The following is a 12751-nucleotide window of genomic DNA, read 5'->3' as shown; positions in this document are numbered from 1 at the left end:
CATAACTATTTTTTGTACTGGTAAAACTCCGCAAGCGTCATCCCCACGGTCTTATCTGATAACCAGGTAAAGAGCTGCTCCAGATCCTGATACAGTCCCTCAATCGCGGCCTGGTCTTTAAAAGTAGGGCTGCCGCCAGGCATAAATTCCGACGAATGCAGCATGAACTCTACGTAGTCATTCCCCTGAGCCAGGCACTGCTGCGCAACCTTAATCATCTCCTGCGCGTTACCTCCGGACGGGCGTAACCAGTTAACTGACGGAGAACGGTATTTACCGCGCAGACGATCGTAACCCTGCTTCAGGGAATTCAGCCATGCCGGGTGTTTATACTGGATACTCATCGGCACTTCGAGGAGAGGGCTGTTTCCCGGCCGGGAAATGTCGTCTACGTCCAAAAAATAGGCGCGATCGGGAAAATGCTGGTAATTCGTTCCGCCATTACCCTGCGGGGCACCTTTCGCGTTGCGCCAGTTCACGCGCGGCGTAACGGAACAATCTACCTGATACCCCAGCTCAATCAGCAACCGGGCGTAACGGCTGTCGAATGCCCAGCGCCCGGCGCGATGGCTGAGCATTTTTGTCTGGAAAGTCTCTTCCAGTAAGCGGGTCATGAACAGCACTTTCTCACGCATGACCTCGTCTGAAAACTCAATCAGATAAGGCTGCCAGCGCCAGTCATCACCGGTCAGATCGTGCTCCGGAGGGCTATTCCAGGCATGGAGATGCATTCCCACCTCACCCTGGCCGCGGGCTATGACCTCTTTCACGAACTCAATGAATACCGGTTCGACGGCCATCTCGTAGTTGGTCAGCCAGACGGGCTTAAAGCCGAAGCGTTCACAAAGCGCCTGAAACCGCGCCAGGTAGCGCGCGTTTTCCGTTTTGATCACCCGGTGGTTCTGCCAGAGATTATCCCCTTCGGTATCGATCGTGATGATAAACGCTGGTTTTTTCATAATAAGTCCGCAAGACAAAATAGTTAGCGCTATGTTACGCACGCCCGAAAGCAGGAGTAAACCCTTCCAGGGAAATTCCTGACATTATGGAGAAAGAGTGCAAGTCGTTACCAGGTCTATTAGAATTGCCAATAGTACAACGCCGATAAGATGATGATGAATAACTTACCTGACACGCCTGATTTGCGCATTTTACTGATCAAACTTCGCCATCATGGCGACATGTTACTCACCACCCCCGTCATCAATTCATTACGCCAGAAATGGCCTGAAGCCCAAATCGACGTGCTTCTCTATGAAGAGACGCGAGACATGCTCGCCGCGCATCCGGCAATCGGGACGATCTATGGTATCGATCGTAAATGGAAGCAGCTGGGGACGCTGAAGCACCTGCAAAAAGAGTGGCAGTTGCTTCGTGCTTTACGCGCTCAGCATTATCATCTGGTGATCAATCTTGCCGATCAGTGGCGCAGCGCGATTGTTACCCGCTTCACCGGCGCACCGGTTCGGCTCGGGTTCGCTTTTAACAAGCGCAAGAATGCCTTCTGGCGTTTTTGTCACAGTGAACTGGTCTCGGTCGCCAGCCATCAGTCGCTGCACACCGTTGAACAAAATCTCTCCATACTGTCAGCGCTGCCGGTAATGGCCAACCCTACCGTCACCATGGCTTACAGCGCGGATGACTGGCGCCATGCTCACCAAAAGCTGACACAAAAGGGCGTGGGAGACCGCTACATCGTTATTCAACCCACGTCACGCTGGTTCTTTAAGTGCTGGGACGAAGGCAAAATGGCGCAAACTATCGCCGCGTTGCAGCAGGACGGCCACACTATCGTCCTTACGGCGGGACCGGATAAGAAAGAGCTGGCGATGATTGACCGCATTCTTGCCGCCTCCCCGCAGACGGGTGTTGTATCGCTGGCAGGGCAGTTAACCCTGCGCCAGCTGGCCTCGCTAATCGATCACGCGATCCTGTTCATTGGCGTTGACTCCGTACCCATGCACATGGCCGCCGCCCTTCAGACGCCCTGCGTGGCGCTGTTTGGCCCGTCAAAATTGACGTTCTGGTCGCCATGGCAGGTTAACGGCGAGGTCATCTGGGCAGGTAACTACGGCCCGCTTCCCAACCCTGACGCCATTGATACAAAAACGACGGAACGTTATCTCGACGCCATCCCCGTTGATGCTGTCGTCTCCGCCGCAAGGAGATACCTGCAATGAAGCTTCATCGTCTGGCCATTGTGCGCCAAAAATATCGTCCGGATGGAGGAGCAGAACGTTTTGTCTCCAGGGCACTTACCGCGCTGAGCAATCAAAATCTTGAGCTCAACGTCATCACCCGCGAGTGGCAGGGCGAAAAGCAGGACGACTGGCATATTCATATTTGCGATCCACGAAAGTGGGGCCGCATCAGCCGTGAGCGCGGCTTTGCACACGCCGCACGCGCGCTGTGGCAGCAACAGCAGTTTGATATTGTCCAGAGCCACGAACGTATTCCGGGCTGCGATATTTACCGCGCCGGGGATGGTGTACATCGACGCTGGCTGCTACAGCGTACGCGTATTCTTCCCGCCTGGCGTGCGAAGCTGCTTATGCACGATCGTTATCACCGCTACGTGATGAACGCAGAATGTGAAATGTACCAGGCTCCCGAGTTGAAAGCCGTTATCTGTAATGCGGAGATGATCAAACGCGAAATCGTCGAAGACTTTGATATTGACGCAAAAAAGATACATGTGATTTATAATTCAATAGATTCCAGCCGCTTCGTTCCGGCAGAAGAGAGACAACGCGCTGTACTGCGTCAGCAATTTGGCTTACCCGCTGATGCCGTCATTTTCTGCTTCGTGGGTTCAGGGTTTGAACGCAAGGGGCTGGCAAGCGCTATTCGGGCTATAGCAGGAACATCGGCATGGCTGGTTGTGGTCGGTCAGGATAAAGCGGAAAGCCGTTATCGCGACCTCGCCCGTTCATTAGGCTGTGAGGGGCAAATCCGTTTCCTGGGGATGCAAAAAGAGACGCTGCCATTTTATCAGCTTTCTGATGGTTTACTGCTGCCGACGCTGTATGATCCTTTCCCTAACGTCATACTTGAAGCAATGGCCTGTGGATTGCCCGTCATTACGTCAGAGAGTTGCGGTGGTTCAGAATTTATTGAGCAAGGCCAGAACGGGTTTTACTGTGATGCACTTGATATCCACACATTGAAGGAGGCCGTCATGTCCATCCCTTCACTGGAAAAAAATAATAATATGGGGCTTGCGGCGCGTGAACGCGTCAGAGAAGCAACCCCTGAAAAACTATCAAGTCAGCTTATTTCGCTTTATCAAAAATTACTGGATTAATAATGCGCATCCTAATGATTATTGATGGTTTACCCGGTGGAGGAGCCGAAAAAACGGTTCTCACCCTCTCCAGCGGACTGACAGAACTGGGGCATCAGGTCACCCTTTTCTCCTTACGGAAGGTGTGCGACTACGCCATTCCGGAAGGCATCGATTTTCAGATTGTGCAGGATACCTGTAAAAAACCCTGGCGGAAGCTGACCGAGATCCCGCGTCGCGCCCGTTTGCTGGATCGCGCCATCGAGAATGCAGAACGCAGCGGTAAATTTGACGTCGTGTTCTCGCATCTGCATAAAACCGACCGTATCGTGGCGCACAGCCGCGTGCTGGATCGGGATAAGGTCTGGTTCTGCGTTCACGGGATGTTCTCCTTCTCCTATTTGCGCCATCGCAGCGGGCTTTCTCGCTGGTTTAAGCATTATAAAATTCGGCATACCTATGAAAACCGCAACGTGGTGGCGGTTTCCGGCGCCGTGCTGCACGACCTCTCTCAAGTACTCGCGATCCCCCTGCGGCGCAAAGCGGTTATCCATAACCCCTTTGATATCCCTGAAATTCAGCGTCTGGCGGAAGCGCCCTTTGAGATGCAGGGGCAGGATTACATTATCCACGTTGGCCGTTTTCATGAACACAAACGTCACGACCGGCTGCTGCGGGCGTTTGCGCTGAGCAAGATCGACGCATCGCTGGTGTTGATGGGCAAAGGTTCTGACGCGAAAATAAACCAGCTCAAACAGCTTGCCGCTAAGCTGGGAATTGAAAACAAGATCGTCTTCCGCCCGTTCGAAACCAACCCCTACCCGTGGATCAAAGGGGCACGCCTTTTAGTGTTAAGTTCCGACTGCGAAGGTTTTGGTAATGTACTGGTAGAGTCCATTATCTGTCAGACCCCACCGGTGAGTACAAACTGCCCTGGCGGTCCTGCTGAGATCCTTACTGGCCCCCTGGCGCGAGGTCTGACAGCGTTAACCGACGAATCACTGGCGAAAACACTGGCAGAATTGTATGCCTCTCCGCCAGTTGTTGATCGCGAAACGATCGCATCGTTCGGTATTAACGCCATTTGCCAGCAATACATTGCTTTGGTCGACAACCAAAAATAATCAGGTTTCATATGCAAAATTCAGCGCCTTTATTAAGCGTGGTGGTTGCCGTTTATAACGGTGAAGCTTTTCTCGATCAGTTCTTTACCTGCCTTGTAAATCAACACATCGACAGTATGGAAGTCATCATCGTGAATGACGGCTCCACTGACCGCTCGATGCAGATTGTCGAAAAATGGCGCGAAAAGCTGCCACAGATGCGGGTTATTGAACAACCTAATCAGGGCGTGTCTATCGCGCGTAATACCGGCCTGGCGGTTGCGACCGGGCAGTATCTCTCTTTCCCGGATATTGATGATGTCTTCAAACCCGGCATGTACCAGCGTCTGCTGGATATGGCCGTCACGCAGAACCTGGATGTCGCCACCTGCAATGGCAACTACGTCTGGGAAAATAACAAAAAACCGTCTCGCCCTATCTTCCCTGAAGATAAGCTCGCCTCGACGGGCGTCATGAATGGTGCGGTATGGTTAAAAAAGGCGCTAGATTCACGTAAGTTCCTGCATGTGACCTGGCTGAATATCTATCGTCACGATTTTATTCGTCAGCACGGCTTCCGTTTCGAGCCTGGCCTGCGCCATCAGGATATTCCGTGGACGACTGAGGTGCTGCTTGCCGCGGAACGCGTTCAGTACACCAGCGAACGCTTTTACGACTACTACATTCACTCCGCCTCGGTATCGCACACCCCGGATAATGACGACACGCTGATTCGCTCTGCGCGCCATTACATGAAGATACTGAAGATGCTTGATGCCATTAACCAGCGCTACCCGGATAAAGTGAAAAATATCCCGGCCTGCCACTGGCAAATCGCCAAAGAGGGTCTGGGAATTATTCATACCTTCGACAACATGAAGGATGAGGCGAAGAAAGCAATGATAATCAAAGAGTTCTTCGACACCGGGATCTGGAAGCTCATCTGGAAAAGTGCCAAAAGCCCGCGTTTGCGCTGGCGCCTGGGTCGACGCTACTTCCGTTTAAAACGGTATCTGGCATAAGAGATAGCTTTAGCACGCTTAAATGCTTAGAATTTCCCGGCCGAAACTAAAAAAACGGATAATCGCTTGGAATTGTTGTATACCGCCCTGCTCTACATCATTCAGCCACTGGTGTGGCTGCGACTGTTGCTTCGTAGCCGTAAAGCGCCTGCGTACCGTAAACGCTGGGCCGAACGCTATGGCTACTGCCGCAATAAAGTGGCGCCGGACGGTATTCTGCTGCATTCCGTGTCAGTCGGGGAAACGCTGGCCGCCATTCCACTGGTGCGTGCCCTGCGCCACCGTTATCCGTCACTGCCCATCACCGTCACCACGATGACGCCAACCGGCTCAGAGCGCGTGATGTCTGCCTTCGGTAAAGACGTGCATCACGTCTACCTGCCGTACGATCTCCCCTGCGCCATGAACCGTTTCCTGAATACCGTGCGCCCTAAACTGGTGATCGTCATGGAAACCGAACTGTGGCCGAATATGATTTCCGCCCTGCATGCCCGTAAAATTCCTTTGGTTATCGCCAACGCGCGTCTGTCGGAACGCTCGGCTAAAGGGTACGGCAAGCTGGGTAAATTTATGCGTCGCCTGCTCAGCAAAATCACGCTGATCGCCGCGCAGAACGAAGAAGATGCCGCGCGTTTTATCGCCCTAGGCCTGAAGCGCAACCAGCTTGCGGTCACGGGTAGCCTGAAGTTCGATATTTCCGTCACCCCTGAACTCGCCGCCCGTGCGGTAACGCTGCGTCGTCAGTGGGCGCCGCGTCGCCAGGTCTGGATTGCCACCAGCACCCATGACGGCGAAGAAGCCATTATCCTTCAGGCTCACCGCCAGCTGCTGGAAAAATTCCCTGATTTACTGCTGATTCTGGTTCCTCGCCATCCGGAGCGTTTTAAAGATGCCCGCGAGATGGTGCAAAAAGGCGGTTTCAGCTTTACCCTGCGCAGCAGCGGCGAAATCCCCTCTGGCAGCACGCAGGTGGTGATTGGCGATACGATGGGCGAACTGATGCTGCTGTACGGCATTGCAGACCTCGCCTTTGTTGGAGGTAGCCTGGTGGAGCGAGGTGGTCATAACCCGCTGGAGCCGGCAGCCCACGCCATTCCCGTGCTGATGGGTCCACACACGTTTAACTTCAAAGATATCTGCGCGAAATTGCAGCAAGCCGATGGCTTAATCACCGTGACCGATGCGGACTCGGTGGTCAAAGAGGTCTCAACCCTTCTGACTGACGAAGATTACCGCCTGTGGTACGGTCGTCACGCCGTTGAAGTCCTGCATCAGAACCAGGGCGCACTGACCCGTCTGCTGCAACTTCTGCAACCTTACCTGCCGCAGCGGAGCCACTAATGTCAACGCGTCTGTCGGTCGTGATGATCGCCAAAAACGCCGCCGACCTGCTTCCGGATTGCCTGGCCTCTGTTGCCTGGGCTGACGAAATCGTCATTCTCGACTCCGGAAGTACGGACAATACGGCGGACGTTGCCCGTGCAGCCGGGGCAAAAGTCTTTACCGACACCGACTGGCAGGGCTACGGTATTCAGCGTCAGCGTGCGCAGGGTTACGCCACGGGCGATTACGTGTTGATGATCGATACCGATGAGCGCGTCACCCCGGAACTCCGACAGGCCATTCAAACGGTGCTTGCCGCGCCACAGCCTGGCGCGGTCTACAGTATCGCGCGTCGTAACTATTTCCTGGGCCGCTTTATGCGCCACAGCGGCTGGTACCCCGACCGCGTGATGCGCCTCTATGCCCGCGAGCGTTATCAGTACAACGATAACCTGGTCCATGAGTCTCTGGCCTGCGATAACGCTCAGGTCATCCCCCTGACGGGCGATCTGCTTCATCTGACCTGCCGCGATTTCGCCAGCTTCCAGCGTAAACAGCTGAACTATGCCACCGCCTGGGCACAGGAGCGGCATACGCGCGGCAAGAAGGCCACGCTGACCGGCATCTTCACCCACACGCTGGGCGCGTTTCTGAAAACGCTGCTGCTGCGTGGCGGCGTGCTGGACGGCAAACAGGGCTGGTTACTGGCCGTAGTGAATGCCCAGTATACTTTTAACAAATACACCGAGCTGTGGGCGCTGAACCGCGGCTACTCAGAGAAAACGTGAGCCATGAGCACAAAAGCGATTTATCCGGGTACCTTCGATCCGATCACTAACGGTCATCTTGATATCATCACCCGTGCGGCGTGTATGTTCGACAAGGTGATTCTGGCCATTGCCGCCAGCCCGAGCAAAAAGCCGATGTTCGACCTGAACGAACGCGTGCAGCTTGCCACCGATGCGATTTCGCATCTGTCGAATGTTGAGGTCGTCGGATTCAGCGACTTGATGGCAAACTTTGCCCGTGACCGGCAGGCCAATATCCTGATCCGCGGTCTTCGCGCGGTAGCAGACTTCGAATATGAGATGCAGCTGGCACACATGAACCGCCATCTGATGCCGGAGCTGGAGAGCGTATTCCTGATGCCCTCCAAAGAGTGGTCCTTCATCTCTTCTTCGCTGGTGAAAGAGGTGGCGCGCCATCACGGGGACGTTACCCACTTCCTGCCGGTTAACGTCCACCAGGCGTTGATGGAAAAGCTAAAGTAACCCTACTTCTGGCACTGACGGCAGTAAAACGTGGCGCGCTGAGCGTGCTTCGTGGCAATAATCGGCGTCCCGCAGGCTCTGCACGGCTCACCCTTACGGCCATAAACCTGCAACTCCTGCGCAAAATAACCCGGCTTCCCGTCGCTTTGCAGGAAATCCTTCAGCGTCGTCCCGCCCTGCTCAATTGAGCGCAGCAGTACCGCTTTAATAACTCTGACCAGCAGCTCGCACTCCTGCGCCGACAGCGAGGAGGCCAGCCGATCGGGATGGATCCCGGCGGCAAACAACGATTCGCTGGCGTAGATATTCCCCACGCCCACCACCAGCTTGTTATCCATCAGCCAGGGTTTAATCGGGGTTTTCTTTTTCGCGCACTTCTCTTTGAGATAATCTGCGTTAAACGCCTCTGAGAGCGGCTCAGGTCCGAGATGCGCCAGCACGTTGTGTCCTTCCAGCTCTTTGGTCCACAGCCATGCGCCAAAGCGACGCGGGTCGGTGTAACGCAGCACTTTGCCGTTACTCATCACCAGATCAACGTGGTCGTGCTTTTCCGCAGGCAACTCTTCGGTAAGAATACGCAGGCTTCCCGACATGCCCAGATGGATAATGATCCAGCCGTCAGGCAGCTCCAGCAGCAGGTATTTCGCGCGGCGCTGCACGCTCAGGACGGGTTTGTCACTTAACGCGTGGATCTCATCGGACACCGGCCAGCGCAGACGCCCGTTGCGAACGACAGCATGAAGAATAGTCGCGCCAACCAGATGGGGCTCAATGCCGCGGCGGCTGGTCTCTACCTCAGGTAATTCAGGCATGGTTCCTCCGTTGAGATGCAGAATGCAAAAAACCCCGCAGTTGCGGGGTTTTTCAATACAAGGAGACTAAAATTATTTGATTTTAGCTTCTTTGTACAGTACGTGCTGGCGTACAACTGGATCGAATTTTTTCAGTTCCAGTTTTTCCGGCTTAGTACGTTTGTTCTTCGTGGTGGTGTAGAAGTGACCTGTACCAGCAGAAGAAACCAGCTTGATTTTCTCGCGAATACCTTTAGCCATGATTTATTTCCTCTTTAAGTACTTAGTACTTTTCGCCACGGGCACGCAGTTCGGACAGAACTGTATCGATGCCTTTCTTATCGATTACACGCATACCTTTAGCAGATACGCGCAGGGTGACAAAACGCTTCTCGCTCTCAACCCAGAAACGGTGAGAGTGCAGGTTCGGCAGGAAACGGCGTTTAGTCGCGTTCAGTGCGTGGGAACGGTTGTTACCGGTCACCGGACGCTTGCCAGTAACTTGGCAGACTCGGGACATGTCTATTCTCCAAAAATCAAATTAGCTCGAGCTTCGTATGGGGTATCGGCGCCTCGTCAGGCTTTACAGCCCGGTCATCGCATAGTTCTATTGAACTCTCGATTGCCAGGCCCAAATGCCAAACCCGAGATTCTCAAAGGTGGCGTAGTATACGCTGACTCGGCGGTGTGCTCAAGTCCCGAACAGACAAAGATCCCGATGGATCGCGAGAAAAGGCCTAAATCCAGCCACGTTCGGCAAAAGAAATGTACTCTCCGCGGCCAATTATCAGATGGTCCAGCACACGAATGTCCATGAATTGACAGCATTTGATAATACGTTCGGTAATTGCTTTGTCAGCTCTGCTTGGTTCTGCACAGCCAGAGGGGTGATTATGCGCGAGGATCACGCCGGCTGCATTCACTTTTATCGCTTCCCGCACAATTTCACGCGGATGCACCTCAACATGGCTCAATGTTCCCGAAAAAAGGCGGGTATGTTTCAGTACCCGGTTTTTGTTGTCGAGAAAGATCACCATAAAGATCTCCCGCTCCAGATCGGAGAGCTGGCTTTGCAGAAATTCGCGGGTCATGTCGGGGGTGAGGATCGGGTCTTCTTCCTCCATACGCACGTTGTAAAATCGCCGGGCCAGCTCGGCAATGCCCCGCAACTGGGCATATTTCGCCACGCCAATGCCCTCAACGTGCGTAAACGCCTCCAGCTCAGCGGTCAGCAATCCATACAGTGAACCGAAATGGTCTATCAGTTCTTTCGCCAGCGTAAATACCGTTTTCCCCGGCGTGCCTGTGCGTAAAAAGAGCGCCAGCAGCTCGTCGTCCTTTAACAACGTGACGCCATGACGCAGCATTTTTTCACGCGGTAGCAGCAGTTCAGTCTCTTCCATGCCTGGCCTCCTTCTGTTTGCCATTATGCTGCCACAGGCAAATTCGGGGTTCGATGCTGGCATTTCGTTCTTGCGTAACGCCTCGCAAAGTGAATTAAGGACATCATCACCCCGTTTTAGGGATTGTGATAAAATGCCCGCTCTCTGGTGAAACCCAACAGGAAAGAATCATGATGAGCCTGGCCGGTAAAAAAATCGTTCTTGGCGTCAGCGGCGGTATTGCTGCCTATAAAACGCCAGACCTGGTGCGCCGTTTGCGCGAGCGCGGGGCCGACGTACGGGTCGCGATCACCGAAGGCGGCAAAGCCTTTATCACCCCACTGAGCCTGCAAGCCGTCTCGGGATACCCGGTATCCGACAGCCTTCTCGATCCGGCGGCCGAAGCCGCAATGGGCCACATTGAGCTGGGGAAATGGGCCGATCTGGTTATCCTTGCCCCCGCCACGGCAGATTTAATTGCCCGCCTGGCAGCCGGTATGGCGAACGATCTGGTAACGACCATTTGCCTCGCCACGCCTGCGCCCGTCGCGGTTGTGCCCGCAATGAACCAGCAGATGTACCGCAACGCCGCTACCCAGCACAATCTGGACACGCTGGCCTCGCGCGGCCTGCTGATTTGGGGACCGGACAGCGGCAGCCAGGCCTGCGGCGACGTGGGGCCAGGGCGTATGCTCGACCCATTAACGATTGTTGATATGGCCGCCGCCCATTTCTCGCCTGTCAACGATCTGCAACATCTCAACATCATGATTACCGCGGGCCCCACGCGCGAGCCGCTGGATCCGGTGCGTTACATCACCAACCACAGCTCCGGCAAAATGGGCTTTGCGATTGCTGCCGCGGCAGCCAAACGCGGCGCGAACGTCACGCTGGTGAGCGGCCCGGTGTCGCTTACCACACCAGCGTTTGTGCAGCGTATTGATGTGACGACCGCGCTGGAAATGAACGCCGCCGTACTGGCGCATGCTCAACAGCAGCATATTTTTATCGGCTGTGCGGCCGTCGCTGATTACCGCGCCGAAACTATTGCTGACGCCAAAATTAAAAAGCAAGGCGATGAATTAACAATAAAAATGGTGAAGAACCCGGATATCGTTGCCGGTGTCGCCGCACTGAAAACTCATCGTCCTTACGTTGTTGGGTTTGCCGCAGAAACGAATAATGTGGAAGAATATGCCCGGCAAAAACGTACCCGCAAAAACCTCGATTTAATTTGCGCGAACGACGTATCGCTGTCCACGCAAGGATTTAACAGCGACAGCAACGCATTGCACCTTTTCTGGCAGGATGGAGATAAAGTCTTACCGCTTGAGCGCAAAGAACTCCTGGGCCAACACTTACTGGACGAGATCGTTACCCGTTATGATGAAAAAAATCGACGTTAAGATTCTGGACCCGCGCGTTGGCGAGCAATTTCCGCTGCCAACGTATGCCACCTCCGGCTCTGCCGGTCTTGACCTGCGCGCCTGTCTCGATGACGCCGTAGAACTGGCGCCGGGTGCAACGACCCTGATCCCGACCGGGCTGGCGATTCACATTGCTGACCCGTCACTGGCAGCGGTGATCCTGCCGCGCTCTGGCCTGGGCCATAAGCATGGCGTCGTGCTGGGTAACCTGGTCGGCCTGATCGACTCTGACTATCAGGGTCAGCTGATGGTATCCGTATGGAACCGTGGCCAGGACAGCTTCACCATTGAGCCGGGCGAGCGTATCGCGCAGATGGTGTTTGTACCGGTGGTGCAGGCAGAATTTAACCTGGTGGCAGACTTCGACGCTACCGACCGTGGCGAAGGCGGCTTCGGCCATTCCGGGCGCAAATAACCGCCCGACAAACACGCATCTCACAGCGCCATAATGCAATAACAAACCGCAAACGTCAGTTTGCGGGTCGCTGTGTGGTTGCCAGCCTGACAAGTGCTTATTTTCAGGGGTATTTTGTAACATGGCAGAAAAACAAACCGCGAAAAGGAATCGTCGCGAAGAAATACTTCAATCTCTGGCTCTGATGCTTGAATCCAGCGACGGCAGTCAACGCATCACCACCGCAAAACTGGCGGCCTCTGTGGGCGTGTCAGAGGCGGCGCTGTATCGTCATTTCCCGAGCAAAACCCGGATGTTTGACAGCCTGATCGAGTTTATCGAAGACAGCCTGATCACGCGCATCAACCTGATTCTGAAGGATGAAAAAGACACCAGCACGCGTCTGCGTCTGATTGTGCTGCTGATTCTGGGCTTTGGTGAACGTAACCCGGGTCTGACCCGTATTCTGACCGGCCACGCGCTGATGTTTGAACAGGATCGTCTGCAAGGCCGTATAAACCAGCTTTTTGAGCGTATCGAAGCCCAGCTGCGTCAGGTTCTGCGCGAGAAGAAAATGCGGGAAGGCGAGGGATATAATACGGATGAAACCCTGCTGGCAAGCCAGATCCTGGCATTCTGCGAAGGGATGCTCTCCCGGTTTGTGCGCAGCGAGTTTAAATATCGACCAACGGACGATTTTGACGCCCGCTGGCCGTTAGTGGCTGCTCAGTTACAGTAACGCCATCGCCGGATGG

Annotated in this window: 15 protein-coding genes; 10 read left to right on the top strand and 5 right to left on the bottom strand. The window is 54.4% G+C overall.

Features of this window, described 5'->3' with window-relative positions; translation table 11 throughout:
• Window positions 1-5: 5 nt before the first annotated feature.
• Window positions 6-959 carry a polysaccharide deacetylase family protein gene (locus DD597_RS20605; RefSeq protein ID WP_129256552.1) on the bottom strand — a complete coding sequence of 318 codons (954 nt, stop codon included), beginning with the start codon at window positions 957-959 and terminating at the stop codon, window positions 6-8.
• 150 nt (window positions 960-1109) lie between these two features.
• Here DD597_RS20605 and rfaQ point away from each other — a divergent pair, with 150 nt between their 5' ends.
• The 7 genes from rfaQ to coaD all read left to right on the top strand — a co-directional run bounded on the left by rfaQ (window position 1110) and on the right by coaD (window position 8002).
• Complete coding sequence (rfaQ, locus tag DD597_RS20600; protein WP_003860870.1) at window positions 1110-2180, top strand: putative lipopolysaccharide heptosyltransferase III; 1071 nt, start codon at window positions 1110-1112, stop codon at window positions 2178-2180.
• Window positions 2177-3304 (top strand): glycosyltransferase family 4 protein, encoded by a 1128-nt coding sequence (locus DD597_RS20595; RefSeq protein ID WP_032661037.1) that lies wholly within the window; start codon window positions 2177-2179, stop codon window positions 3302-3304. The genes rfaQ and DD597_RS20595 overlap by 4 nt, the downstream gene beginning before the upstream one ends.
• A gap of 2 nt (window positions 3305-3306) precedes the next feature.
• Window positions 3307-4407: a glycosyltransferase gene (locus tag DD597_RS20590; protein ID WP_023323973.1), complete on the top strand. Its 1101-nt coding sequence runs from the start codon at window positions 3307-3309 to the stop codon at window positions 4405-4407.
• Between the two features lie 11 nt (window positions 4408-4418).
• A complete protein-coding gene (locus DD597_RS20585; RefSeq protein WP_023315167.1) occupies window positions 4419-5408 on the top strand; it encodes a glycosyltransferase in 990 nt (329 codons plus the stop codon).
• Between the two features lie 66 nt (window positions 5409-5474).
• Window positions 5475-6749, top strand: a complete 1275-nt coding sequence (gene waaA, locus DD597_RS20580) for a lipid IV(A) 3-deoxy-D-manno-octulosonic acid transferase (protein ID WP_003860874.1) — start codon at window positions 5475-5477, stop codon at window positions 6747-6749.
• Window positions 6749-7519, top strand: a complete 771-nt coding sequence (locus DD597_RS20575; protein ID WP_063931837.1) for a glycosyltransferase family 2 protein — start codon at window positions 6749-6751, stop codon at window positions 7517-7519. Before waaA ends, DD597_RS20575 begins: the two co-directional genes overlap by 1 nt.
• 3 nt (window positions 7520-7522) lie before the next feature.
• Window positions 7523-8002, top strand: coding sequence for a pantetheine-phosphate adenylyltransferase (gene coaD / locus DD597_RS20570; RefSeq protein WP_015570040.1), 480 nt, complete (start codon window positions 7523-7525; stop codon window positions 8000-8002).
• Between the two features lie 2 nt (window positions 8003-8004).
• Here the strand turns inward: coaD and mutM are convergent, their stop codons facing one another.
• From mutM to radC, 4 genes are all read right to left on the bottom strand, one after another.
• The gene (gene mutM / locus DD597_RS20565; protein WP_003860879.1) at window positions 8005-8814 is read right to left on the bottom strand and encodes a bifunctional DNA-formamidopyrimidine glycosylase/DNA-(apurinic or apyrimidinic site) lyase; all 810 of its coding nucleotides are present in this window, start codon (window positions 8812-8814) and stop codon (window positions 8005-8007) included.
• A gap of 72 nt (window positions 8815-8886) precedes the next feature.
• A complete protein-coding gene (gene rpmG / locus DD597_RS20560; RefSeq protein WP_003024094.1) occupies window positions 8887-9054 on the bottom strand; it encodes a 50S ribosomal protein L33 in 168 nt (55 codons plus the stop codon).
• Between the two features lie 22 nt (window positions 9055-9076).
• Window positions 9077-9313 carry a 50S ribosomal protein L28 gene (gene rpmB, locus DD597_RS20555; protein ID WP_002436699.1) on the bottom strand — a complete coding sequence of 79 codons (237 nt, stop codon included), beginning with the start codon at window positions 9311-9313 and terminating at the stop codon, window positions 9077-9079.
• A gap of 217 nt (window positions 9314-9530) precedes the next feature.
• Window positions 9531-10196 (bottom strand): DNA repair protein RadC, encoded by a 666-nt coding sequence (gene radC, locus DD597_RS20550; RefSeq protein ID WP_006812419.1) that lies wholly within the window; start codon window positions 10194-10196, stop codon window positions 9531-9533.
• A gap of 173 nt (window positions 10197-10369) precedes the next feature.
• On the opposite strand from radC, the gene coaBC reads away from it, so the two are divergent.
• The 3 genes from coaBC (at window position 10370) to slmA (ending at window position 12735) form a co-directional block, all read left to right on the top strand.
• Entirely contained in the window at window positions 10370-11581 is a 1212-nt protein-coding gene (gene coaBC / locus DD597_RS20545) for a bifunctional phosphopantothenoylcysteine decarboxylase/phosphopantothenate--cysteine ligase CoaBC (protein WP_086532025.1), read from the top strand.
• Complete coding sequence (dut, locus tag DD597_RS20540) at window positions 11559-12017, top strand: dUTP diphosphatase (RefSeq protein WP_015570042.1); 459 nt, start codon at window positions 11559-11561, stop codon at window positions 12015-12017. The genes coaBC and dut overlap by 23 nt, the downstream gene beginning before the upstream one ends.
• A gap of 121 nt (window positions 12018-12138) precedes the next feature.
• Window positions 12139-12735: a nucleoid occlusion factor SlmA gene (slmA, locus tag DD597_RS20535; protein WP_003860901.1), complete on the top strand. Its 597-nt coding sequence runs from the start codon at window positions 12139-12141 to the stop codon at window positions 12733-12735.
• Window positions 12736-12751 lie beyond the last annotated feature (16 nt).

Source organism: Enterobacter cloacae complex sp. 677-3DZ2D5B, from assembly GCF_004136695.1.
GTDB lineage: Bacteria > Pseudomonadota > Gammaproteobacteria > Enterobacterales > Enterobacteriaceae > Enterobacter > Enterobacter hormaechei_C.
This window is presented reverse-complemented; position numbering and strand designations above follow the sequence as displayed.

Excerpts from the sequence above, each read along its gene's own strand:
- rpmB (WP_002436699.1), bottom strand. The coding sequence starts at position 9,313 with ATGTCCCGAGTCTGCCAAGTTACTGGCAAGCGTCCGGTGACCGGTAAC.
- mutM (WP_003860879.1), bottom strand. The coding sequence starts at position 8,814 with ATGCCTGAATTACCTGAGGTAGAGACCAGCCGCCGCGGCATTGAGCCC.
- DD597_RS20585 (WP_023315167.1), top strand. The coding sequence starts at position 4,419 with ATGCAAAATTCAGCGCCTTTATTAAGCGTGGTGGTTGCCGTTTATAAC.
- radC (WP_006812419.1), bottom strand. The coding sequence starts at position 10,196 with ATGGAAGAGACTGAACTGCTGCTACCGCGTGAAAAAATGCTGCGTCAT.
- DD597_RS20575 (WP_063931837.1), top strand. The coding sequence starts at position 6,749 with ATGTCAACGCGTCTGTCGGTCGTGATGATCGCCAAAAACGCCGCCGAC.
- DD597_RS20590 (WP_023323973.1), top strand. The coding sequence starts at position 3,307 with ATGCGCATCCTAATGATTATTGATGGTTTACCCGGTGGAGGAGCCGAA.
- DD597_RS20595 (WP_032661037.1), top strand. The coding sequence starts at position 2,177 with ATGAAGCTTCATCGTCTGGCCATTGTGCGCCAAAAATATCGTCCGGAT.
- dut (WP_015570042.1), top strand. The coding sequence starts at position 11,559 with ATGATGAAAAAAATCGACGTTAAGATTCTGGACCCGCGCGTTGGCGAG.
- rfaQ (WP_003860870.1), top strand. The coding sequence starts at position 1,110 with ATGATGATGAATAACTTACCTGACACGCCTGATTTGCGCATTTTACTG.
- coaBC (WP_086532025.1), top strand. The coding sequence starts at position 10,370 with ATGAGCCTGGCCGGTAAAAAAATCGTTCTTGGCGTCAGCGGCGGTATT.
- DD597_RS20605 (WP_129256552.1), bottom strand. The coding sequence starts at position 959 with ATGAAAAAACCAGCGTTTATCATCACGATCGATACCGAAGGGGATAAT.
- slmA (WP_003860901.1), top strand. The coding sequence starts at position 12,139 with ATGGCAGAAAAACAAACCGCGAAAAGGAATCGTCGCGAAGAAATACTT.
- rpmG (WP_003024094.1), bottom strand. The coding sequence starts at position 9,054 with ATGGCTAAAGGTATTCGCGAGAAAATCAAGCTGGTTTCTTCTGCTGGT.
- coaD (WP_015570040.1), top strand. The coding sequence starts at position 7,523 with ATGAGCACAAAAGCGATTTATCCGGGTACCTTCGATCCGATCACTAAC.